This is a genomic window from Colwellia sp. MB3u-8 (assembly GCF_014076985.1).
In the GTDB taxonomy this organism is placed as follows: Bacteria; Pseudomonadota; Gammaproteobacteria; order Enterobacterales; family Alteromonadaceae; genus Cognaticolwellia.
The window spans coordinates 95,653-120,829 of the sequence record NZ_JACGVA010000065.1; the positions used below are offsets into that span (position 1 = coordinate 95,653).

The following is a 25,177-nucleotide window of genomic DNA, read 5'->3' on the forward strand; positions in this document are numbered from 1 at the left end:
ATGATCATACAAGAACAGCTTTCGAACGGTGTATTAAACTTGTTACCTGCGAAACGTAAAACTCACTATGAATTGATTATATTAGATAGGGTATGTATATATTTAGCCTCAAAACTCAGCCTCAAAACTCAGCTACAGTTAAATATTTTAACGGCAAAAGGTTATCTTCACATGCAATTATTTTTGGAATTATTTTTGGTGTTATTATGGATGTTCTATTTTACATGGGTGAGCTTAGTAACTAACTCATTTATAAGCTGGGTTCTATTTATTTTGGTAGGTATTGCTGTTACATATTGGGGAAGAACGACCTATGATAATATATGTAAGAAGGATGATGATGCTAAAAATCCAATCAAAACTGTTAGTGTTGAGCCAACAGCAACAAAAATATCTACACGTAAAGTTGAACCAAGCCAAGAAAATAACTTTGATTATGAAAGCTATTCTAATGGGCATTCAGAAAAAGCATGGAGAAATATTGGTTTAAAAGTATCAACTAAATATAAAACAACGGCAAAGAAGAATTATACCTTTAAAGAGGTAGAATCCTCTAATTCATTAAGGTATTTACACCTTACAAAGAATCAAAGAAAAGTAAAAATATTAGGTGATGCATTAGTTAAAAACACAAAATCAAAAAGGCGAGCACGCGACATATTAATCAGCCAATATAGTTTTAAAAATAATACGGCAGAATATGCTGTTGGATATGAAGGTTACAACGATTGGTAAAGTTATTCGAACTTTGGGGGCTAAGCTTGGTCAAACAACACTATTTTTTTGTTTGGTGTTTGTACCCCCTCTTTATATTCATAGTTGTAAAATATTAGAAAGTTAACAAATAAGTATAATACTCAATATTAGTTTGATATTATTTTGTTGCGCTTTCAGATTAGTTAAGTCGTTGTAAGTCTTGCTATCTCAGTGATTAATTTTGCTGCTCTAGTTAGCTTTCAATTGACTTGTTACGTGTTACACGTAGCGTTATGTAAAAAGTTACTCTGAACTAGTAAGGACTTGAACGGACGCTGAAGGCTCTAAGTTTAGTATCGCGCAAGCGCGATGAGTGATCTGAAAGCGCAATCTATTTAGGAGGAACCTCTTATTTTAATAGCTACAAATAAAAGGGATAGTATTAAAAGGTATAAACTCATAAAAACCTCTTTTCAATATCTAGAACTGGATGACTTAAAACAGAAAAACCTTTGGCCTATTACTCCAAAGCATTACTTTAAATTTCAGATATCGAAAAAAAATGGCTCAAAAAGAGATTTGGTTTCAGTTGATAGTAAACTTAAGTCTATACAGACCTCGATAAAAGAAGAGCTAGAAGAAAAGTATCCAACATCTAAATTTGCTCATGCTTTCATTTCTAATAATTTGGATACTTTAGATGATATCGTAAGACCGAAAGGAGTGATATCTAACGCTTTAGCACATACAAATAAGAAAGTTGTCATAAGTATAGATTTAAAAGATTTCTTTCCAACGATTTCATTTCCAAGAGTGTTGGGGATGTTCAAACAGCAACCTTATTTTTTTAGTAATAAGCAGGCTTCTATTTTAGCTTCATTAGTCTGTCTTCCTAAAGGGGTAGATGCTAATAGAGGACTTCCTCAAGGTGCTCCAAGCTCTCCACTTATTTCAAATTTAATTTGCAATAAGATCGACAAGCAACTGGGTCAGTTAGCCAAGAAATTGGATTGTATTTATACCCGTTATGCAGATGACATTACATTTTCAACTAACAATATTAACAGGGTCAAACCGTCTGCATTGGTAAATGAAATTAGAAAACATGTTGTAAGGAATGGTTTTGAAGTAAACGAAGAAAAAACAAAAATAATGTTTTCTAACCAAAGACAAATGGTGACAGGAATTGTTGTAAATGACGGATTAAATTTGCATAAACGGCATGTAGATGCCTTACGTGCAACCTTATACAATTTGGAATTTAAATATAAAACTACTAGCCAAGGAATAAAAGCATTTTGGAAGCTTGGCTCACTCAGAAGTTTTGATAGTTTAGTTCCTGTTGGGTTTATTAAAGGCGAAACTCCCATTCGGTTTGTCAAGTCAGCGTCAAAAGAAGATGGTAAAAAAAGGCTAATAAAAACCACTGGTAAGTATCAGGTCAAAACATACGCCCTACATATATTGGGGCGAATTTTATGGTACGGTCAAGTAGTGACTACAGCAATAAGTGATCCTTATAGCTTATCTAAGAACAGTTACATCTCACCTAAACAAGAAAGGCGAATTAAAAAGTTTGAAGAGATGTTAGCAGCCTATTATCGAATTGCAGATAAACTCAACTGGCCTGTAAAACACATAATATTAAGGCTCGCTAATAAATATCCTCATCTACAATCTTTGATACACTTCGATCCAAGGTACACGTTAAAAAATATCGCTTTGTTAGTGGCAGAAAGTGATTTAATCACCAAAGTGAACAAGCTAGGCAAAGATAATCAAGAATATTTAGACTTCTATAAAGAGTCTCCTGAGACTTTTCAAAGACACCTATTATTGCGGAGTAGGTTCAAACAGTCTTTTAAAATTCATGATATTAGAACACTCGCTGAAAATGGGTGGGTTGACCCTAAACTTCAAAATGAATTATTTGAAGAGTTGAACACTAGAAAACTAGCAGATTTATTTCACAAATCAGATGATGGTAAAGGCCATAAGGTAGAGGAGATATTACTTGAATTAGTAAAGGTTGTAGCACCTAAATTGAGGTATCTTTCAAGCAATGTAAGAACTAAAGTATTACAAGTTCATAAAGAATTTGTTGGTCTTATTGGAGCAGAAGGAAAAGATGTGAAACTGGATTTAGAGATAGAAACAGATTTAACGAAAAGTGCGATTCAGGCTATTAGAGATTTAAAAAATGCAACTAGGTTGTATGAACACAATAATGATACCTTTTACTCTAGAATAGTGCTGCCTTCTATTAATGATTCCGACACAACTAAACTTGTAGATATTAATACCAGTGGGATGGCTCCTAGACTAATTACTGAAATTGGTGCTTGGAAAAAAGCGTTAACTAAAGTTTTACAGAGCATAAAAGAGAGCGCTAGTAAGGTTAACCTAGATTCTAAACAAAAGCCTTTCAAAATAAAATTTAAAGATGCTAACCCTGTTACAGGGGAGCCAGTAACATTGGAAATATTTAAAGTTGGGCATGATAATCCCTTTGGAAAAAACCTTAATTTGCCTGAGAATTCTTCAAGTGGCTTTATACAAAAAAATTTACTTGGTAGAGACTTGACCAATGCCATTGAACAGTTTCTTCCTGTTGGGGATATATATGTTCAGGGAAACTTTAAAGACGTAGATAATGCAAAAATTAATTTAACAAGGCATAAATTTGAAAGAATTGAAGAAATGTCGAAAGACAATAAAGAGAGTCTGTTTTTTGTACTAAAGGAATATCAAAGTAAATGATTAAAGTAACTTATATTGACGATCATAGAAGACCTGAACGTAATGATGAATATAAATCAATAATAAAAGCATTGGGCCTTAGTGAATATATAGAGTTTTGTGGTTCAGTCGAGATTGATGTAATTGAATCATTAAATACTGATGGCGTGATTTGCCACTCAGGCATGGACGGTTATAAGGTAGTAGAGCATTTTGCTAAACAAAATAATTGGCCCTTATTGTCTTATTCCGGTTCTGTTAGTAGTCCACCGAACCTTCTTCAAAACCCTTTTTCGCCAAATATTTATACTGTTGATTGTAACTACTTTGAAAAAGTACTCCTAGAATTTATTGAAATTTGTAAAAATAAAAACAGAGAGAATAATAATGACTAGCTCTCTTATTCTTACTCAAAAACATTGTAAGTTTTTATTCGATAAGTCTAATCACTTTAATGTGTTCAATTTAACTCGGTTATGTAAACAGGTACAATCCACCGAGGGAATAACTATTGATATTAGTAGATTAGAAGAAATTCAACAGCAACTGATAATAAGTAAATTAGAATATTTTTCGAATCATTGTAATAAAATATTAAACATCAAAGATAACCTTATTACTTTCATAATTAAACTTGATGAACAAGAAGTTGAAAGCTTAACTTCTAAGTTAACTCTTGAAACTATTATTTCAGAATCTGAAATAATATTCCAGCCAACAAATATTGAAGTAAAAAGTAAAGACGATCCTCATCAAATTAAAAATATCTTAGGCGCAGTACTTTTGTCTTTAGTACATGATCTTTTGAAACTTCAAAAGGTCGATAATCAGATTGGTTTGTTTGATGCTTCTTCCCCAATTGTTTTGCATTCAGCTTTGGATTTTTTATACGACACTAATAATGCTTTAATGATGTGGCAAGTATTGGATAAATGGACTGAAGAGCATAATAAAAGTTATAGGGCAGAAGTAAATCCAAGAATGAATAGCAGTTCGAATGCTAAAAACTTATTAAAACAAAAGATTAACAATGTACTAAGAAATACAAATATTTCGACTATAGGCTTTAAACACCTATTGGAAAACGAAGCAATTAATGCCGATTTTGCACACTGTGATTTTAGATGGAACTCTAAAATTACACTTTGGTTTGTTGATGACCAAGCTGAGAACGGCTGGAATAATTTGATGTCAAACCTTCTTGAAGGACTTAATATAGAGCTAAGTTGCAATAGATCTCTAGATGACCTAACTTTGACGATTAATTCAGCTAGAAATGGGATATTTGCTAAACCAGATTTAGCACTAGTGGATCTTAGATTAAGTGAAAGTGACTTAACTTTTGAAAGTTATAAAGGTTCCGATTTATCCGGTTTTAACGCATTAAATCAATTGCTAGATACTTGGCCAGGCTTACCAGTAATTATAGCTTCAGCATCGAATAAGATATGGAACCTTGAAAAAGCGATTGAAAAAGGGGCTACGGGATATTGGAGAAAATCTGAGGATATACATGAAGCGGTAAATCATAATGCAATAATTACTGCTTTTGATATATATGAGCAACTTCTAGATAAGCTTGACCAAGCAATTTCTAAAATAAAGTTTAGAAATATATTCGTATTGGCAAAGCTTGTTGAAGCAGAATCCGTTAAGAAAAAGTTTAAATCATCTCCTCTAGAAAGAGTGATCAGTTATTATGTGAATGATCTATTCAATAGAGTTTCATGGATGATTTGGCAAAAACAAGATGAAAGTAGAGTAATTGATTCATTGTTTTTAGGAATCATGGAGATATTTAATGAAATCGAACCTTATTTATGGGCTTCGAACTCTAGGACATTAACGTTACACCCAACCAAAAAAGTCAGTGCGGTTAAAGAAAAAACAGATAAAAGAGTTATTAACGATACTTTACAATATTTTGATGAAGTTAATAGAGTCGGAGGAAAAGGACTCCTTGGTAGCTATGAAACTTGCAAAAGTGTTCGCAATAATTTACCTGTTATACATGGTAGTAGCGATGGAAAAATAACTCATTCCAAAATTGAGGATATTGAATTAGGTTTGTTTTTAATCTGGTTTCTAATGACTAAGCTAAATGAGATCAGCAAATAGAAAAATTGATTCTGCAATAAAATCCGTGTAACTACCTATGATTAACTCTTAAAGGTGAGAGTGCAATAATAGGCTGACTCAAAGGCTAAATATTTAGGAATGGTTGATTGACTAGGGTAACTGAATTTAGTTGGTCAGATAACTTCTCAAAAGAATAATGAGGATGATGATAGGGATCATTTTTTTCTTTAATTGGCGAGTGTCTTAAGCTGTAATAGATACTAGTTTTTACTTAGTCATGTCTAAGCTTTGTCGCAATAAATTAAATGAAGGAGGTTTTATGGAGTCAGAACTATTTAAAAATAGTGCTTTAGTTAAAGCCGAACCCCATTGGATAAGCGAGCTGTACCAATGGGCTGACGAAAACAATATTCCTGAACTAGAATATTACGAAGACCTATGGGAAGAAGATAATAGAGAGTTAATTGATTATGGCTTTTGGGCTGGCTTGCCAAGGGATAGAGATGTATTACTAAATCTAGAAGAGCTAAACTTAAGCTGGCATAACTGTCTTGAAATACCCTCTCAAATACGGCACTTAACAAAACTAAAAAATCTAAAATTTGCTAAAAAACATGACGGTTTGCAACCTTGTTTTCATGAGGTTGCTAATGGGCCTAATAAAATCACACAAATACCAGGCTGGATATCTGAGTTGGTAAATTTAGAAGTATTGGACCTGTCAGGTAACGGAATCGATATTGTACCCAAAAGCATCGGTCACCTTCATAACTTGAAGAAGCTTTATTTGCATGACAACATGATTATGTTTGTTGATGCTGAACTAGCTTCTTTGTGCAAGTTGGAAGTGTTATGGATCCACTTGAATATGTTTTCAGTATTGGATAATTGCATAGATAATCTGAAGGGACTAGTTAACTGTGATGTTGACTGGGAACAACAGAATAAGATTTCTTTGTTCATAGATTGCATATACCAGAATGATTTCCAAGACTGGACCGATAAAAAGCACCTTAGTTTTGATACGGAAGGACTTGAAGCACTAAATCATGGACTAGTTCAATTAACGGGGCTAACAGGTTCAAATGATACTGAAATACTTTGGAATGAATGGAACAGGCTGAATAATCTTAAATATCAATTAAAAAATTTAAAAAACCTTAGAGAACTATATTGCGATGGGCTTGAATATCCGAGTGGTCCGATAAAGCTGTGTCCAGAGGGTTTGATTATGGAGTCAGAAACGGTCTAAAAAACTGAATGTTGTGTTGAAATTTTGATAGATAATATACCTGCATCCTTTGTAAAAAGTGATGCATTCGAAGTGATAATCGAATTAAAAGAGCATCATGGCAAAAGCTTAATGGAGAAAATAGACTTCATGGAATTATGGAACTAGCTGTATGTAATGATCATCACGGCCTAGATGATGATCTACAAACCTTCCCAATTTACCTAAAACTTATGGCACAATGTGCCCAAAAGCGCCTAGGAGTATGAAGTTCATGTCTGCTTTATGATCAGAGAGTTGACCTTTATTTAATAAAAATCATTGTGCTTTCAGAGCAAGTCAATCATTAAAATACAAGTTTCATTAAGGCCTGCTATCGTATCAAAGTGATCCTTTTTTGATCTAGGTTTCATGTTCGTTTAAAGAGTTTATGGCGGCAAACTAAAATGTAATTGGCTGGCAAGGCTAAATGCATTTTGGTGGCACTGGTAGTAGATATTTTACAAAAAGTATTTTATCTTCAAATTGATAATCTAGATGCGTTAAATAAGGTGGTTGATTGGTACGCTAATCTGTAAGATATCCAAGGTATAATTAAATCGGTTGGCTACATGACAGTTTTGAGTTGTCGTTCTGACTTTTGAAAACTAAAAATGACCAACCTACTCTGACGGTAAGCGACCATTAACAATATTAATATCTTAATTATGAGGTTAATAGGGGTAGGCTACATAGAGCTAGACGTTCGAGTTTATATCACTAATCGCTTGCTCATATCCAGCTGTAAACTCATCAGAATATTCGTCATTTAGCTTTACCTTTTGCAGTAATAAATTAAGCGTTTCAATCTCAATGTTGGTGTGGGTTGATTGCTCCAACTTAAAGTCCATATCCCAAAACAATTGGTATAGAGTAGGGCAGAATGAGTTAACGTATTTGAGCTCAGTATTAATCAGTGATTGTTGCTCTATTGTATAATTTGCTTTGTTCTCGGCTAATATTTCTTCCGTTCTGGATTTTATTTGTCTCAGAAATCGCTCGCGGTGGGAGAAAAACAAAATACGCGAATACAATCCTGAAGTGCTTTCTAGTTGATTTACATATTTATTGAGGATTTCTTCACGAATACTATGTTGAGCAGTCTTTTTATTCTTAGAATTGGCGGTTTCAATTTCTACGGCGTGCCATTGTCTAGTGTCAGCATGGCAGAGGAGACTATCCACTGATCTTTCTTTCTTTAATTCTCCCCATGAGCCATAACCCATTTCTCTGAGCTCCTTCTCTGTGACAAATGCGCTGTATTCTGTGCTGTTAAGTAAGCGGTCCAGAACGCATATTTGAATCGATAAATCATGAATTTCAGTTTTGCTGTTATGTGCAGAGGTATCGGTTTTTTGATGAAACACTACTTCAGTTTCAAAGCTAATATATCGTTTCCCCTTAGCACTTAAATAATAAACGGCACCATCTTTACTACCAAAGCTTTTACGCTCATTAATCAGACCGTCAATCATCAATTTTCGAAACAGTTTGTTGATGGCTTCTCTGGGTAACTGTAATGCGTATTGGCATACAATTTTGCTGGAAAACCCAAATCTACCGATGACATATAAAACGAAAATCTTGCGTGCATAACCTGTTTGCGTTGGATTTGATTTCGGCTTCTTGGTGATGAATCGAGTACCGAGCTTTTGATAAAAGTCTATCTTTCCCATATTTTTTCTCCTTGTTACTGTTAAGACTAACAAGGTTTAGCACATGCGAAATTATTCACATTTTTTCAAATTGCTCACTAAAAACTCAACCTTATGCCTAGCATAAGGTTATGGCTTCGCCTTGCTTAGCTTACAGCACGCATTACAACTTCGTTGTTTGTAACCTTGTTACTGCAATCTTCTACACACTCGGCTATTCACGACGTTGTCGTGGCCGAGTTTACGTCGCTACGCGCCTAGTAGAAAATAGCAACGGCCATCATCAGCGACTGCTGATTCAAGCCATTTCGCCATAAGATTTCGGCCGCGAAGACGCGTAAAGACCGCCTCATTTATGTGCATCTTTGATGCATGGGTTTCACGATGTTGCTTGCAGCACATCGAGAAATTTCGCTAAGGCGAAACTCACTGACTTGAATCAGCAGAGCTGATGGCCGTGCTGCATCAATCAATAATTTCATTATTGCTAGATTCCGCGTTTTGTCACTTGCGTTGCAAGTCTATGTTTATTTGTATTGTTAATACAAATTGAAAAGCACTCTTCGATTAATGGAGCATAACCAATTGTGTAGAGTGATTATTAACCAGTAATGAGCGCTGTAAGGTTAATGATTAGACATAAAAACCGAAAAGAAGGAAACACCACGTAGGAAGAATTTTAGTCGCGTACGCGAACGAAGAATTCATCTTTTTTATCATTTATTGAGCTAATATTCAATAGGTTAATGATTTATATTTTTATTTAAATTGGAGGTTTACATGGGATTATTCAGTTGGTTATTTGAGTCGAGTACTGAAATTATTGAATCAGATGATATTACACCATCTGTGAATTGTGATGGCACACCTATGATTTCAGGAACAACAATTGATGTCGAAGGCAAGTTTTATGGGCATTGTGAAATGGACGACTCTATTACTTCAAGTTGCTTTGATTCATCGTCAGATAGTTTTGATTCATCAATGGACTCAAGTTTCGATGACAGTTTCTCATCGATGAATGATGATTGGTAATATTGGTTTCTTATGGAGAGAGGTAGGCCAGGCGCATCTAATGGTAAAGTTTCGTCTTATAGTGAAATGGGCTTAATCAACAATGAAGTGAACAAGAAAGCTCACCATGTTCCGATAAGACAGTTAATCCAAAGGGCCAGGCAATCTTAGTAGCCTTAAAACATTGCTTTATGATGGGACCTCACTTCTTTTCAGTGAGACTCACTTGCGTTAACAAAGGCCAAAATTTCACACGGTAATAATGTTGTTCAATAGGGTAAATATCGTGACAAATCTAGTAATCAATGCATTCCATAGGTGCTTTAACTAAATGGGGGAGTAAGCATCAATTTTCCTTTAATTGAGACGTTTCCCCATTGCTTTTGTGTCTGTTCTCATTTGTTTTAAACACTTTGAAAAATATTTTTGCGTATAGCGTGATTAAATTTTAGCTAATAATTCTGCTTTAGCATTATCTATTTTATCAGGGTTGGTTTTTGTGGAAAGTTTCTCCCTGTCCTTACGCCCTAAAAAATAACTAATACGTTCAGCATTCGCACCAGACGGGTGGGGCATACCAGCAAGTATCATTTCTTCTCTTATTTTCCCATTTTGGCGGAGTGACAAAAGAATGTCTGCCACTCCTTGCCCTAGAGGAATATAAAGAACATTACTATCAAGTTGTCTACATTCATCGTCGAAACAAGAAGTCACCATATCTTTCAAAATGTCCAGACGAAGTCCATTCTTTGCTGTACTAATTGGCTTACCCTTAAGTAAGGTAGGGTATCTAAAAATAGATGTGCTATGTAATAAGTGTTTGTTCTCATCAAATAACGAAGAGCAGCTTATTATACCTAAACGAGTATTTACTCCTACTTCATCTAACATTGCTATTAGGTTCTTGCGAAGAGCACCGCTGAAGCTAGCAGTTTCTTTTGCCAGCTGTGACACTTTCTCGTCCGGTAAACCTTTCACAAAAGAGGCTTGTGCCGCAACATTTGCATTGTGAGCCTGAGTTGCCCCAGGTGAAATGCCGACTAACACTATTTTAGCTTCAGTATTGACGTACTCAAATGGAGAAAAGTAAACGTCAATATCACCTTGAGTAGCTATAAGTAACGAGCTATCAAAAGGAGACTTACCCGTATAATTTTCTATGTTTTTTTTGAAGAGAGCTAATTGTTTGTTTTCCATGATAATCCTTTAGTTTCGTTTGATTCGCTGTGAGCAATGTCCACACGTTATAATGCGATGCACCTCATTATTAATTACAAAATAAGGTAAGTGTTCTGACTGCAAATGCCCAATTAATTTTTTGACTGCTTTGATTTTACGTTTGAGAAAGCTGCGTGAATCTCCAGCTAATTTTGTTGCTCTTAATACCATCAAAATTTCTTTTAAAATGGACTTTATTTTGTGAGTACTTTGTCTTTTGGTATAAATTTCCACTCTGACGCGCTAACAATGCCAAAGTTATTTGATGCATTTGGTCTTCGCCATCTAGCAAGAGGCATCATCATTAAGTGATCACGGGCACTATTAAAATCATTGAAGTGAGTTTCATTTCCTTTATCACCTACCTGATAGCCTTTTGCCATGCGACAGTCTGAGTTGAAATAACTTCCATCCTTAGCTACGGGAACTAGTAACACTCCATCTTTAAGTTCACGAAAATCTACTTCCATAAAGTTGATTGTTGGCTTAAAAGAATTTCGTTGCTTTAACCAAAGTTTGGCTTCATCGACAGAAACATAGAATTTTCCTTGTCTTTGTTCGATATTAAACCCCGCTTTACCTTGGGATATATGATTTCGGACGCTTTGTAATGACATATCTGCAATAGCGGCTAGTTCGTTTAGTTCTATTTCTCCAGATATATCAAAGTTATCGTTTTCAAGGTCATATATCTTTTTGAAATCAGCGCCTTCAGACATTACTATTTCTAATCTTGCTTTTGCGGCCAGCATGATGGTTTCTATGATTGCATTTTCATGATGAAAAAATGTTGAGTGTAGTTTTGTCGAGTACAACTCCTCTAATAAACAGTAATCCTTTATCGTTTCAAAATCATCGGATAACATTTCACCTTCGATTAGCTTCCCTAATACTCCAAAATTTCGCTGTCTGATGAGTAAGTGGATTAATTCTTCAGGTTCACTTGTGTTTTCGTCCGCATGACTAATACCGTTGATCATCCAATCGCCTAATATTAAATGAGATTTTTGAAGCTCTTTTGCTTCCTTTATAATATCAATATCGGTTAATGCTTTATGCTTTATCAGTTTATTGGTAGCCATTTTGTTAATATTATTGTTAATGTTTAGGTTGTACATAGATTAGCATTAGATGCTAAATAGTCAACCACTTTATTAATATATATATTAATATTTAGCCAGCGCGTCATTCGTAGGCTTAACTTATCAAGCCATCCATAATAAACTAAAATAAATTCATCAAACTTACCTGTACTGTTAACTGACTGTAATATTTGAAATTATAATGATATTATGATCCAGTTCACGTACATTTATTTTTCTATAAACATCAAAAACCACATGTAAATTACAACATCTAACGTCTTCATGGTGCGAATTGTTGACCTAATATTCTGAAAAGCTTAATGTCGTCTTAGAGCCGATCTGCGGGCATTGACGAAAGCTGCTTTATGGTTTTTGCCATTTTTACTTAATAGAGTAGTGAGCGTTGTAACAATGCACACAAAGCGCCCATAACCTAAAAATCAAATACAGTTGTAGCGCCAGTAATAAAAAACACCCTAATTCAAGGGTGTTTACAACTACCGATTATTAAGTAATCACCTTTTCTTAGCACCTAGCTTAATGGCTTGCTCCTGTAATTCATCAAGTAGATCTTGGTTACTAAAGTCTTCATAACCGTAGTATCCATCGTCGATAAGCTCGTTATATGCCTCGGCGGAGCCATTTATTATCGCTCTAGTAATATACATTAACGCCTTCCTCTCGCAAGGTAGCAATTCTTCACAGTAATGATAAAAATATTCACTAAAAATAAAATCATTAGTAACACCCCATTCTGATATGTGAACATCAATAATAGAGTCTCCTTTCTCTTCAAAAAAGCATTTTAAAAATTCAAGCAAGTGCAAAATAAATTTCGGGTTTAAACAGTTGTAGCCATGTTTCATAGATTTTCCTTTTTGTTTAGGTTAATAACTACTGTTAAAAAGGATTGAGCTAGACAAATTGTTTCTGTTTAAATGAAAAAGATTTGAAATTAAATTAAAAAAACGCTAAGACACTAATTATAAAGAACAAATAAGTAGCGATTAATACCTGTTTTAACTCTTCAATGCAAAGCTAGATACTTAACTTTGAATTTTTGCAAATTAGGCGATGTAATAAATATTATTTAAGGTAAGATAAATTACTCACTCCAATTGATAAGAAACCATTACTTGTGAATACCTTATATACCTGGTTAGGCTATAGAGATATAGAGAACATGAAGCAAGAGCAAAATGCCGCTATTTCAAGTTTGGCTATTTTCAACAAAACACCTTTTGATCGTATTGTTATATTTGCTAATACATGGGAAGAAAGCTGGGATAAGTATGAAACCTGGCTTAGAAAGCGCTTAAGCACGATTCAACGCCCTTCAGATAATATTAAAGTCTACAGAGCTGATGTTACAACAGCTATTGATTACCCTACAATAATTAAACATACCGAAAAGTGGCTTTCAAAGTTATCGGAAGAATCTGAACATTTGTATATTAATTTAACGTCTGGCTCACCTGCAATGACCGCTGCCTCTATCTTAGTAGGCAAAGGAAAGAGTAATACTTTTTTTATACAATCATCAAAAGATGATAATGTTTTAGAGGTAGATATCCCCGTCGATTTTGGCAAAGCCTACGTAAAATCAGCAGCAAAAAATATAGCTTCAATAGCAGTAGCTAAACCTCAAGCCAACAAAGTATTTGGTAATATTGTAGCTAATTCATCAGTCATGAAAGCCACTATTAAGAAAGCTAAGCGACTCTCAACATCTGAATTACCTACGCTTATCCTAGGTGAAACCGGAACAGGTAAAGAAGTGTTAGCCAACGCTATTCATGCTGGCAGCTTAAGAGCAGATAAACCATTAAAGATAGTTAATTGTGGTGCATTACCCGAAACCCTTGTTGATTCCATTTTGTTTGGCCATGTTAAAGGTGCGTTCACAGGTGCAGAAAAAGAACATAAAGGCCTATTTGAGCAAGCAGATGGTGGAACTTTATTTTTAGATGAAGTGGGAGAACTAACGCCAGAGACACAAGTAAAGTTATTACGGGCATTACAACAAGGCGAAATTACCAAGGTAGGAAGCGAGCAAACCATTAATGTTGATGTGCGTGTTATCGCGGCAACTCATCGAGATTTAATGCAATTAGTTGAGACGAATAAATTTAGAGAAGATTTATTTTACCGACTCGCGGTAGGCATTGTTGAAATACCTGCTTTAAGAAATCGGCTTGAAGATATTTCACCATTAACACTCGAATTAATTGATGAAATTAACTTAGCTGCTAGTAAGCTTCCTGACTATAAAAGTAAGAATATTTCCGAAAGTGCAATAAAATTTATTTCTTTCCAAACATGGCCAGGGAATATTAGAGAATTATGGAATACTTTAAACCGCGCCTTCCTATGGTCTGATAAAGAAACAATCACAGACAATGACATTCAAGATGCGTTAATTATTCGTACCAACATCCAAGAGATAGGCAATATTAGTTTAACACTTGGACAACAAGTAAATATTAGTGATATTCTTGATATACAAAGAAAAAAATATATTGAGGCCGCGTTAAAAGCTACAGGTAATAACAAATCAAAAGCGGCTAAAATGCTAAATTTAAAAAGTCATCAGGTATTAACAAATTGGATCAAAGAACTAGGATTAGAAAACATATAATATTTCAATATTGCTAACTGGCATCATAGCTGCAAAACATGGATAAGGAATCAATCAGGAATGAAGCAATCAATGAATTTTGAACATATTAAAGAAAAGTGGCCCCAGTTACATCAGCTTGCTGCATTCGCAGAAAAATATGCTATTGATGATCCACAAAGCTCACTGGTAAAGTTACGCTGCTATGCTGAACAAGTTGTGGGTTATCTCTATAAAGAGCTACAACTGCCGGTTTTCCCTAATTCCACCATCTACGATAAACTCACGTCAGACGATTTCACCAGTGTAGTGCCAGGTATTATTACCGACAAACTGCATGCTATTCGTAAAAGTGGTAACCAAGCTGCCCACCAAGGTCAGGTTGATCAACAGCAAGCGATTTGGATCCTCAAAGAAAGCTATTTTATTGCCTGTTATCTATTTATGGCTTACGACAATGGTAAGCAATCTGATTGTCCCGAGTTTAAAGCGCCAGAGCAAAAGCAGCCAGTCGATCAGGCTGACGCTGAATTCACTAAAAAGAACAAACAACTTGCACAGCAACTCGCTGAAAATGAAGCACGCCTGAAAAAAGCACTAGACGAATTAGCCGCATCTGAAAAAGCACAAAAACAAGTTCAAATAGAAGCAGCAAAACTTAAGCAAACTATCAACCAAGCGAAAGTAACTGAAGTTAAAGGCCGCAATAAACAAATCACCTCAAGTTTTAACTTTAACGAAGCTGAAACCCGCGCTCGCATCATAGATATGGACTTACGCAGTGCAGGCTGGAATGTATCGCTTGATCAATCAAGTACTGAAGAGGTCGGCAAAGAAGTACAAGTGTCAGACCAACCAACCGCCACAGGTATTGGCTATGTTGATTATGTACTGTGGGATGATGATGATGGCAAACCACTCGCGGTGATAGAAGCCAAACGCACGCGTGAGTCAGTAGAAAAAGGCCGAGAACAAGCCAAGCTTTATGCCGATGCGCTTGAAAAAGAACACAGCCAACGTCCGGTAATTTTTTACTCTAATGGTTACGACATCCGTATTTTAGACGATGCTCAAGGCTACAACAGTCGAAAACTCTATGGCTACTATTCAAAAGACTCACTGCAATACCTTATTAAACAGCGAAGCCTTAAAAAAGATTTAAACCAAACACCCATCGATACAAACGTTGCTGGTCGCCTATACCAAATGGAAACGATCACCCGAGTGTGTGAACGTTTCTCAGATAAACATCGTAAATCGCTTATCGTTCAAGCAACAGGCACAGGTAAAACGCGGGTATCTATTGCGCTTGCTAAACGATTACTCGATGCGGGTTGGGCAAAACGCGTATTGTTTTTGTGTGACCGTAAAGAACTACGTAAACAGGCAGGTAATGCCTTTAACGAATTTACCAATGAGCCACTTTACATTGTGGGTAAAACTAAAAAAACCTTAGCGAATAACTCACGTGTATTCATTGCCACGTATCCAGGCATGATGAGTATTTACCAAAAGTATGACGTGGGTTATTTTGATTTAATCGTCGCCGATGAATCGCATCGCTCTATTTACAATATTTATGGTGATATTTTTAAATACTTCGACGCGTTAGAAATTGGCTTAACTGCTACACCCATTGAAATGGTTTCGCGCTCTACTTGTCAGCTATTCGGTTGTGACTTCAAACTGCCAACGGCGAATTATCCCTTAGAAAAAGCGATTGAAGAAGGTAATTTAGTGCCTTATAAAATCGTTAGTTTTACCACCAAGTTTTTACGTGAAGGTATTAAAAAAGATAACCTTACCGATGAGCAAATCGCTCAACTTGAAGAGCAAGGAGTTGACGCGAATGAGCTAGACTTTGAAGCTAAACAAGTAGACGATAGCGTTAAAAACAAAGGCACAAACCGCCTTATCCTGCGAAATCTCATGGAAAAAGGCATACGCGATGTCGATGGCCAGTTACCTGGTAAAACTATCATCTTTGCGAGGCGAATCGCGCATGCTGAATTATTGGCGGAATTGTTTGCCCAAATGTACCCGCAATTGGGGAGTAATTTCTGTCGCGTTATTCACTCTAAATATGAACGCGCAGAAGAGCTGATTGACGATTTCAAATCATCAGCAGAAAACAGTGTTCGTATTGCCATATCAGTAGATATGCTTGATACCGGTATTGATGTACCCGAATGTGTAAACCTGGTATTTGCCAAGCCGATTAAATCAAAAGTAAAGTTTTGGCAAATGATTGGCCGTGGTACACGGTTATGTAAAGACCTCTATGGTAAAGGCAAAGACAAAACCCACTTCTTAATTTTTGATCACTGGGAAAACTTTGACTACTTCGACATGGACCCAGAACAAGAAGATGTTCAACAAAGTAAATCGCTGACTCAAAAGCTATTTGAAACACGCTTATTACTGGCTGAAACCACCCTTAAAAAAGCAGACGTAGCCACTTTTGATGAAGTGATAAAACTCATTCAGCAAGATGTTTGCGCACTTGATATGAATACCATTGCCGTGCGAGATAATTGGCAAGTGGTTGAAACCTGTAAAGACGAGAAAACACTCAACCAATTCGCCCCGCAAACCAAAGCAAACTTATTTGAGCATTTAGCGCCACTCATGCAATGGCGCAACATCATGGGGCAAAGTGAAGCTTACAAACTTGATAATGAAATAGGCATAATTCAAACCTTGGTATACACCGACCCAAGCCAAATCGATTTAGCCAAACAAAGTATGATGAACAAGGTTGAAACGCTGCAAATGCACCTTAACGAAGTGCGTGCTAAAGCGAGTGACATTGCCAAAATTCAAACACAAACCTACTGGCAAAACCTTTCATTTGCTTCACTAGAGCAAAGTCGCTTGGCATTGCGCAGTATTATTCATTTGCGTGAAAAAGCCATAAAGCCACCACCGATTGATTACGTGATTGACATTACCGAAGAGGCAAGTGAAATTCATGAAGCCGATCGCCTAACTAAAATCATCTCCATCGACTACCAAAATTTCCGTCAAGAAGTAGAAAAAACATTATCGCCATTATTTGAACAAGACGTAGTTTTACAAAAAATACGCGCCGGTATTGCTGTGACACCCGACGACTTAGCTCAGTTAAACTCACTGGTGCATACCCAAAACCCGAATGTTGATTTAAATACCCTAAAAGAGTTTTTTCCTGAATCAACCGCCACATTAGACAAAATATTACGCACCATTGTCGGTATGGACAAAGCCGCCATTGAACAAAGCTTTACCCAATTTGTACAAGAAATTCATACTCATGTTAATGCCAAACAACAACGCTTTATTAGTATGTTAAAAAATCATCTCATTCGTTATGGTTCAATTCAAATTGAGCAACTATACGAAGCGCCTTTTACCCAAGTTCATGACGCAGGTCTTGAGGGTATTTTTAGCGATCAACAAGCAGATGTTATTGCTGACTTTTTACAACAGTTTAGTATTGAATTAGGTGACAAAATGTCCTTTATTGAAAAAGAAATTCGTTCATATTAAAGCGATAAAATATTTTGATGTTTGAAAGGACGATATATTTAAATAAGTAAAACAATGTTCAATAAAGTAACAATAATTACTCTATTGTTTATTTTTTTACTTCTCTGAATTTCGCTATTTATTTATCTTCTTGTTTTTTAAGTGATTATTTTTTGGTCTGGGTTTTGCTATAAACAAATAACAAATAACAAATAACAAAATTATAAAGGATAGTCATGAATATATTTATAGCGACAGTAAATTTTCAAAATGAAGAAGGGTCAACTTTTAGTCAAATGCTTGGAGCATTCTCAACTCAAGCAAAAGCAAATGAGGCAATAGAAAACTTTGTCGAAGGCATACTACTGCAAGAGTATCCAGACTGTCACAACATAGATAAAAAAATTACATCAAGTCAGTTAGATAACTCCTTAATTTAAAATAAAGAGAAAGATTATGGAAGATTATAAAAAGACATTAATCGCAAATATAACTAAATCAATTTCAGAATTTGATATTAAGTATATGGACGTTAGACAAGATGGTGATGCTGAATGCGAAAAACTTTTTACTGAATCTAATATGAAAAAGTTACGTGATAGTGATTATTCAAATGAAGATATCGAACAAATTAAGAAGCAACTCACTCAAAAAAATATAGATGTGATAAACGCACTATCAGATAAAGATATTAAGTTTTATCAATACCTATTAGAAAAACTGAAAGAGCAGCCTGTATTCACTATTAAAGATAGTGAATATCTCGACTACTGTGAAGTTGGAGAGTTTCTTTTCGATATGGAAGGCAACCTAGTCTTTTGGGGAGGAGTATAGTGAAAGTTATATTTGAACAAACCATTTACCGAATCAATGCCAATAAATCAGTGGGTAGTTGGCAAATCCAAGTTACAGAAAATGATGCAGAGAGTGCAGTAGTAAGTGCCAATATAATTACTACGCAAATTAAAGTCTTGGGTGGTAAAGGCGTTGAGTCTGTAACAACGATAGATAAGGGCAAAAATATTGGTAAAGCCAATGAAACAAGCGTAACCGAGCAAGCCATTTTAAATGCACAAGCTACCGCAGATAAAAAAATCAAAAAAGGTTATTTAACTGACATTCCTACAGGTGAAGAGCAGGTTACTAACAGTTTAGGGTTTTTAAAACCCATGCTGGCGCAAACACTTGATAAAGTGAAAAACTGGCAGTTCCCTTTACTTTGCTCGCCAAAGCTAGACGGTCACCGGCTGTTAGCTACGGTAAAAGACAAACAAGCCGTATTATATTCAAGGCAAGGTAAAACAGTTGAGTTACCTCACATTAAAAATGAGCTGCAAAAACTTTTTGATAATAATATTTGGAATGGTGCAACGCTTGACGGTGAAATTTACCTGCATGGAGAGTCGTTACAAACAATAAGTTCATTGGTTAAAAAACAGCAGCCACAAACTGAGCAACTTAAATATTACCTATACGACACCATTGAAACCAACCAGCCTTATCCACAACGGTTGAATTACCTTAACAACCTGTTAAACGCTAACAACGAATCAATTTCTATCGTTGACACTAAAGAGTTAACTACCAATGTCGAACTGGACTTATTTCATAGTGAAAACCTAGCATCAGGTTTTGAGGGTACTATGTTGCGCTGGTCTGATACAGGCTATGAAGATGGTAAGCGCTCTAAGTCGTTAATCAAGAAAAAAGACTTTCAAGATGCTGAGTTTACCGTTATTGACATAGCACAAGGCAAAACCGTTACCCGCAATGGCAACACCTACGAACTTCCCATTTACGTATGTGAAACTTTACAAGGCGAAAAGTTCAACTGTGTCGCCTCAGGCACACTTCAAGAAAAACACCAGGCATGGTTAGAAAAAGACCATGCTATTGGCAAGCAACTAACCGTAAAGTTTTTTAACTATACCGACAACAACATTCCATTTTTGCCAGTAGCTATTGGCTTAAGAAACGACATTTAAATAAAAGGATTAAAACCATGAGTGATTTATTTGCAGCAGCAGAAATCTTAACAATGGCAAAAGGTATCGTAGGTAATAACGGACCTATAAAAATTGATACGGGCATATACAGTCATAACATTGATATGGATGATAGTGAAAAAGGTGAAGATATAACTGTATTGGGAAGTGAAAAAGAAAATATCACCTTAGCAGAATTAGCTGATTTTTTTGTTAAATTAGACGCCTTGGTCAACGATCTGGAAGATGATACTGGACGTACGTATGGATTTGACGGTATTAGAAAAGTATCAGACAAAAGCTTTAGCATTGTGTGGGGCTCATAGTTTTTTGAGATCACCAACACAACATTTACATTTATATTTACATTTACATAATACTTTCATACATAAGAGAACCACATGATCACAGGTCCATTAAAAAGCAAAATCGACAAACTTTGGGAAGAATTCTGGACAGGCGGTATTACCAACCCGTTAACGGTAATTGAGCAAATTACCTTCTTAATGTATGCCCGCATGTTGGATATGAACGAGCAAGCGGATGAAAAACGCAGTGCTCGCACCAATAAACCCTTTAGCCACCGCTTTAACCAACAACAGCAACACTTACGCTGGCAAAATATTCGCCATTTAGGCGCTGAAGAGCTTTATAAAACCGTAAAAGACGAGTTGTTTCCGTTCTTCGCCTCAAGCTCAAGTGATTCGGTTACAGAAGAGAATGAAGGTTCAATATTTAGCGAGTTTATGAAAGACGCGCAGTTGATGATCCAAAAGCAAAGCTTGCTTGTAAAAGCGGTTGAAATGGTTAACGACTTACCGCTAGATAATAGCGATACTAAAGGTGATTTATACGAGTACTTATTAAGTAAACTCACCACCGCAGGCATTAATGGCCAGTTTAGAACGCCGCGCCATATTATCCGTGCTATGGTCGAAATAATGGACCCAGACTTAACCAGCCGTATTTGCGACCCATCAACCGGTACCGGTGGCTTTTTATCTGTTTCATACGAATACTTGCTGGAAAAATACACCTCAAAAGAGGGCATTGAACGTGAGCCTATTTTTATTACCGATGGCGACGGCAGAGGTAATGGCGCTGATGAAGACAAGGGCCAGCCGTTACTTGATATATACGGCAAACAAGTTGAAAACATCCTCTATTCAGGTGACCTAATTGAACCTGAAGCGCGAGCACACATTGATACCGATATGTTCCACGGTTTTGACTTTGACGCCACCATGTTACGGGTAGCCGCAATGAACTTAGTGATGCACGGCATTAAGCAACCCGACATTCATTATCAAGATACTTTAAGTCAGCGTTTTAGCGAAAACTTCCCTAATGAAGCCAACGGCGGCATGCAAATTATTCTCGCTAATCCGCCGTTCAAAGGCACATTAGACGAAGAAGACGTCTGCCCAGAGCTATTGCGTAAAGTAAAAACTAAAAAAACTGAGTTGTTATTTGTCGCGCTGATAGAGCGCATGTTACAAGTAGGTGGCCGTTCAGCGACTATCGTGCCTGATGGGGTATTATTTGGCTCATCTAAAGCCCATGTCCAACTGCGCCAATTATTGGTAGATAATAATCAGCTTGAAGCGGTTATTTCCTTGCCAAGCGGCGTTTTTAAACCCTATGCGGGTGTATCTACCGCCATTCTAATCTTCACTAAAGGCGGCAGCACCGACCATGTTTGGTTTTATGACGTAAAAGCTGATGGTTTCTCACTCGACGATAAACGCACGCCCATTAAAGCCAACGACTTACCCAGCCTAGTGGCTGAGTTTAAAGCCCGCGATAAAACGATGGCAACCAGTGAGCACAACGATAAAACCCAACAAGCGTTTTGGGTCAGTAAAGCTGAGATTATTGGCAACAAATACGACTTATCGATTAATCGTTATAAAGAAGTGGTCTATGAAGAAGAAGTCTATGAAGCGCCTAAGGTGATTTTAAGTAAGTTAGTGGATTTAGAAAATGAAATCATGATCGACTTAAAAGCGTTGGAGGGCATGCTTAAATGAAGTTAGTTCCTTTCGGTTCAATTTGTAAACTACAAAATGGAAGAGCCTTTAAACCTTCAGACTGGTCTGAAAAAGGTGATCCTATTGTTAGAATACAAAACCTCAATAATGAATCTAAACCATTCAACTATTGTAACTTTTCAGTTGAAGAAAGATTTCATATTAATACTGGAGATTTACTTTTTTCCTGGTCAGGTACTCCAGGAACTTCGTTTGGTGCTTTTTTTTGGAATCGTGGTTTTGGAGTTCTAAATCAACATATTTTTAGAGTTGATGTTGATGAAAATAAGATAAGCAAAGATTATCTAAGATATGCCATTAACTCTCAACTAAATTACATTATTGATCAGGCTCATGGTGGTGTTGGATTAAAGCATATCACAAAAGGGAAACTTGAGGCTGTAGAAATCCCACTACCACCACTAGACGAGCAAAAACGCATTGCCGCGATTTTAGATAAAGCCGATGCCATCCGCTGCAAACGCCAACAAGCCATCCAACTCGCCGACGACTTCCTCCGCAGCGTCTTCCTAGACATGTTCGGCGATCCTGTTACTAACCCTAAAGGGTGGGAAATAAAAAAAATTAGTGATGTGGTAACAAAAGTAACTGATGGAGTCCACTTTAAACCTGAATATTTAGAAAGTGGAATCCCATTTATTTCAGTGAAAGACATAACAACAGGTGAGCTAAAATTTGATAATACAAAGTTTATATCCAAAGAAGCTCATGAAAAGTATATTAGACGTTGTAACCCTGAGTACTTAGACATCTTATATACAAAAATAGGGGCGACATACGGTAGACCTACAATAATAGACGTTAAAAAGGACTTTAGCCTTTATGTTAGTGTTGCACTCCTAAAACCAGATCATAGTAAAATTAACCCTTATTTTTTAAAAGAGGTTTTGGCAACGTCTGCATTGAAGAGACAAGCGGATCGTTCAATAAAAGGGGCGGGCGTACCGGATTTACACTTAATAGAGATTAAAAAATTTATACTTCCAGTCCCCTGTATGGAAATTCAGAATGACTTTGTTAATAAAACTTCAAATATTCGTATGAAAATAAAAAAAATAAAGCTTTCAATCAAGAGGTTGGATGAATTATTCAACTCTCTCAGCCAAAAAGCCTTCGCTGGCGAACTTTAAATAAAATGCAAAGCAAAACAAGGATGTTTTATGTCACTACTACTTAATGCCATTGAAGAACGCCAGTTATTAGGCATTAACCCACAAGATGAAAATAACATCAGGGATTATCTTGATTATGCGTTAACACCTCATGAGAAAGGTCAAAGCGAAGATGTACAAACTGTAGTTGTGCCAGCACTTTGGTTAACGAGTAGCCAACATAAACGACAGCTTGAACCATTGTTTCAGCAATATGCATTACTTGCCGTAATTGATGTTGGCACTATTTGGTCACCTATTACTGCTATTTCATTTAGCTTGCTGGTCTTAGGTACAGAGCAGGTAAATGATGTGCTGATGGCTGAATTTTCAACAGGTGCGACAGCTAAAACACTCAAGCCTGTTGATAGCAAATTAACCCCGAAAGCTGATAAGTCAGGGCAGTTACCTGATATTGTCTATTCAGATATCTTTAAACAATTTTTAACTCATATTGAGAGCGAGCTTTTTGGTGAATATTCCAACAACCAACAAGCACAACAATTTAAAACCTTTAAAGTACCTGCCAAAGAACTAGACACAACTCGCTTGCAAGTCTCGTTTTATCATCCTGATAATCAAATAGATATCAGTCGATATAAAAAAGCCAAATTTGAAGCACTAGCAAGCTTAGCGGAAGTCAAAAATATAAACCCTGTTAAGGGAGGTGAATTAGCACAAAATAAAGTGTTTAAATGGTCGTTACTGCCTAGTAGTGGAGTTATACCTAAGCAATTACCCATAATTGACGGTGACGCAACTAATCAAGTATTGGTTGAAGGCGATATCATCATTACACCTAACGGTTCGAAGGTGTATTTAGTTAACGCTGAGCTAGCCGGAGTTTTTGCCCCCGCGCATAATTACCTTATTCGTCTTAATGCCAATCCAAAACTGTCAGCTCAATACCTATGCTTATACCTACAAAGTGAATGCGCAAAAAAATACTCATTAAAAATGGCAGTAGGCAGTGTAATGCCACGCTTAAATATTAAAGATTTTAGACAACTACCAATATTATTACCTGATGACGATATTTTGGCAAAAAGTGATGAGCTATATCAACAACTACAAGCACCAGAAACCGACATAGATAAAATAAACCGTTTAATGTTAGGCATAAAAGATAAGGGGCGTTTACAAGACAGTTTTCTACTCGAAGAGCTAGATAAACTGCGCATTTCAAAACGAGCCATTATTGAAAAGTTAATAAAGGATGATTTGAAGGAGCTAAAAGTCTGCATTGATAAAGGCTTATATAAATCGTCTATGGTTATTTGTGGCTCCATTTTAGAAGCCATTATTCTCGATTGGTTATCAGAAACCGAAAAGCACGACTATTACCGAGATGATGCCGAAATGACCTTAAGCAAAGGCATTACCTTGCTTAAAAAATTAGGCGAATTAGATTATGAAACTGTAAATGCCGCCCACAACATACGTGTAATGCGTAACCTCATCCACCCTAGGAACTACTTTCAAAATCAAGGCAAGGTCACCAGGCGAGAGTGTATAAAGCTATTAGAGCAGTTAAAGCAAGTGATAGAGGCATACAAGTGTTAGTAGTTAATGCTTTTGATATTTTTATAAAGTGCTTTGTATAACGTTTAATAAGGAATTCATAAATGTTTTTTAATAGATACAAAAAAATAATAGCGGAACAAAGTCAGGCCATTCGTGAATTAAAAATTAGGTTGAGCGAAGAAGGAGTTAATCAGCTATTCAAAGCTAAAACCGAGCTTATGGGCAAATATACTCAACTTGAATCTGAGCTACTTACATTAAAGGCACAAGTTAGAAGTTCTGTAGAGGGAGTTGCGTTATTAACTAATAGAAATGAGTTATTAAAAAAGCAATTAGATTCCGCGAATAATGAAATAATAAATTTAAAAAAAACATCTACCCAAAACAATAAAAATCAAGAAAGTGCTTCCTTAAATATTTCACCTGCGTCCATAGAACAAAGAGAGTTAGAGGCGACAAAGCCCCCTGTGTCAGGATAGTTGTCGCCTCAATTAATTTTATAAATAAACAGGGTGCGGTAAGTCAAAGATAGTGGATTATCAAAGATATTCAAGTCAGTTTAAAGCAGCAATATTAACTAAGCTCA

Annotated in this window: 21 protein-coding genes; 17 read left to right on the forward strand and 4 right to left on the reverse strand. The window is 36.1% G+C overall.

Annotated features, from left to right (window positions below; genetic code table 11):
• The 5 genes from H4J54_RS11145 (at position 1) to H4J54_RS11165 (ending at position 6,766) form a co-directional block, all read left to right on the forward strand.
• On the forward strand, positions 1-735 hold the full coding sequence (locus H4J54_RS11145) for a hypothetical protein (RefSeq protein ID WP_182190945.1): 735 nt from the start codon (positions 1-3) through the stop codon (positions 733-735).
• A gap of 510 nt (positions 736-1,245) precedes the next feature.
• Positions 1,246-3,456 carry a reverse transcriptase family protein gene (locus H4J54_RS11150; RefSeq protein ID WP_310650767.1) on the forward strand — a complete coding sequence of 737 codons (2,211 nt, stop codon included), beginning with the start codon at positions 1,246-1,248 and terminating at the stop codon, positions 3,454-3,456.
• A complete protein-coding gene (locus tag H4J54_RS11155) occupies positions 3,453-3,830 on the forward strand; it encodes a hypothetical protein (protein ID WP_182190947.1) in 378 nt (125 codons plus the stop codon). Before H4J54_RS11150 ends, H4J54_RS11155 begins: the two co-directional genes overlap by 4 nt.
• Positions 3,823-5,553 (forward strand): hypothetical protein, encoded by a 1,731-nt coding sequence (locus tag H4J54_RS11160; RefSeq protein ID WP_182190948.1) that lies wholly within the window; start codon positions 3,823-3,825, stop codon positions 5,551-5,553. The genes H4J54_RS11155 and H4J54_RS11160 overlap by 8 nt, the downstream gene beginning before the upstream one ends.
• Positions 5,554-5,833: 280 nt before the next feature.
• A complete protein-coding gene (locus tag H4J54_RS11165) occupies positions 5,834-6,766 on the forward strand; it encodes a leucine-rich repeat domain-containing protein (protein WP_182190949.1) in 933 nt (310 codons plus the stop codon).
• A 716-nt stretch (positions 6,767-7,482) separates the two neighbouring features.
• Here the strand turns inward: H4J54_RS11165 and H4J54_RS11170 are convergent.
• The gene (locus tag H4J54_RS11170; protein ID WP_182190950.1) at positions 7,483-8,460 is read right to left on the reverse strand and encodes a hypothetical protein; all 978 of its coding nucleotides are present in this window, start codon (positions 8,458-8,460) and stop codon (positions 7,483-7,485) included.
• A gap of 110 nt (positions 8,461-8,570) precedes the next feature.
• Here H4J54_RS11170 and H4J54_RS11175 point away from each other — a divergent pair, with 110 nt between their 5' ends.
• Positions 8,571-8,756, forward strand: coding sequence for a hypothetical protein (locus tag H4J54_RS11175; protein ID WP_182190951.1), 186 nt, complete (start codon positions 8,571-8,573; stop codon positions 8,754-8,756).
• A gap of 463 nt (positions 8,757-9,219) precedes the next feature.
• The gene (locus tag H4J54_RS11180; RefSeq protein ID WP_182190952.1) at positions 9,220-9,474 is read left to right on the forward strand and encodes a hypothetical protein; all 255 of its coding nucleotides are present in this window, start codon (positions 9,220-9,222) and stop codon (positions 9,472-9,474) included.
• Between the two features lie 420 nt (positions 9,475-9,894).
• Here H4J54_RS11180 and H4J54_RS11185 read toward each other — a convergent pair whose 3' ends face one another.
• From H4J54_RS11185 to H4J54_RS11195, 3 genes are all read right to left on the reverse strand, one after another.
• Positions 9,895-10,650, reverse strand: coding sequence for a hypothetical protein (locus H4J54_RS11185; RefSeq protein ID WP_182190953.1), 756 nt, complete (start codon positions 10,648-10,650; stop codon positions 9,895-9,897).
• Between the two features lie 215 nt (positions 10,651-10,865).
• Entirely contained in the window at positions 10,866-11,753 is an 888-nt protein-coding gene (locus H4J54_RS11190; protein WP_182190954.1) for a hypothetical protein, read from the reverse strand.
• Positions 11,754-12,271: 518 nt separating this feature from the next.
• Entirely contained in the window at positions 12,272-12,622 is a 351-nt protein-coding gene (locus tag H4J54_RS11195) for a hypothetical protein (RefSeq protein ID WP_182190955.1), read from the reverse strand.
• A 272-nt stretch (positions 12,623-12,894) separates the two neighbouring features.
• Here H4J54_RS11195 and H4J54_RS11200 point away from each other — a divergent pair, with 272 nt between their 5' ends.
• The 10 genes from H4J54_RS11200 to H4J54_RS11245 all read left to right on the forward strand — a co-directional run bounded on the left by H4J54_RS11200 (position 12,895) and on the right by H4J54_RS11245 (position 25,070).
• Positions 12,895-14,394 (forward strand): sigma-54-dependent Fis family transcriptional regulator, encoded by a 1,500-nt coding sequence (locus tag H4J54_RS11200; protein ID WP_182190956.1) that lies wholly within the window; start codon positions 12,895-12,897, stop codon positions 14,392-14,394.
• A gap of 60 nt (positions 14,395-14,454) precedes the next feature.
• Entirely contained in the window at positions 14,455-17,901 is a 3,447-nt protein-coding gene (locus H4J54_RS11205; RefSeq protein WP_182190957.1) for a DEAD/DEAH box helicase family protein, read from the forward strand.
• A 215-nt stretch (positions 17,902-18,116) separates the two neighbouring features.
• Complete coding sequence (locus H4J54_RS11210) at positions 18,117-18,320, forward strand: hypothetical protein (RefSeq protein WP_182190958.1); 204 nt, start codon at positions 18,117-18,119, stop codon at positions 18,318-18,320.
• Positions 18,321-18,336: 16 nt separating this feature from the next.
• Positions 18,337-18,714, forward strand: a complete 378-nt coding sequence (locus tag H4J54_RS11215) for a hypothetical protein (protein WP_182190959.1) — start codon at positions 18,337-18,339, stop codon at positions 18,712-18,714.
• Complete coding sequence (locus tag H4J54_RS11220; RefSeq protein WP_182190960.1) at positions 18,714-19,865, forward strand: hypothetical protein; 1,152 nt, start codon at positions 18,714-18,716, stop codon at positions 19,863-19,865. Before H4J54_RS11215 ends, H4J54_RS11220 begins: the two co-directional genes overlap by 1 nt.
• Positions 19,866-19,882: 17 nt before the next feature.
• Positions 19,883-20,191: a hypothetical protein gene (locus tag H4J54_RS11225; RefSeq protein WP_182190961.1), complete on the forward strand. Its 309-nt coding sequence runs from the start codon at positions 19,883-19,885 to the stop codon at positions 20,189-20,191.
• Between the two features lie 75 nt (positions 20,192-20,266).
• Positions 20,267-21,895 carry a class I SAM-dependent DNA methyltransferase gene (locus H4J54_RS11230; RefSeq protein WP_182190962.1) on the forward strand — a complete coding sequence of 543 codons (1,629 nt, stop codon included), beginning with the start codon at positions 20,267-20,269 and terminating at the stop codon, positions 21,893-21,895.
• Positions 21,892-23,046 carry a restriction endonuclease subunit S gene (locus H4J54_RS11235; RefSeq protein ID WP_182190963.1) on the forward strand — a complete coding sequence of 385 codons (1,155 nt, stop codon included), beginning with the start codon at positions 21,892-21,894 and terminating at the stop codon, positions 23,044-23,046. Before H4J54_RS11230 ends, H4J54_RS11235 begins: the two co-directional genes overlap by 4 nt.
• 30 nt (positions 23,047-23,076) lie before the next feature.
• Entirely contained in the window at positions 23,077-24,630 is a 1,554-nt protein-coding gene (locus tag H4J54_RS11240; RefSeq protein ID WP_182190964.1) for a hypothetical protein, read from the forward strand.
• A gap of 62 nt (positions 24,631-24,692) precedes the next feature.
• Positions 24,693-25,070, forward strand: a complete 378-nt coding sequence (locus tag H4J54_RS11245) for a hypothetical protein (protein ID WP_182190965.1) — start codon at positions 24,693-24,695, stop codon at positions 25,068-25,070.
• Positions 25,071-25,177: the final 107 nt, after the last annotated feature.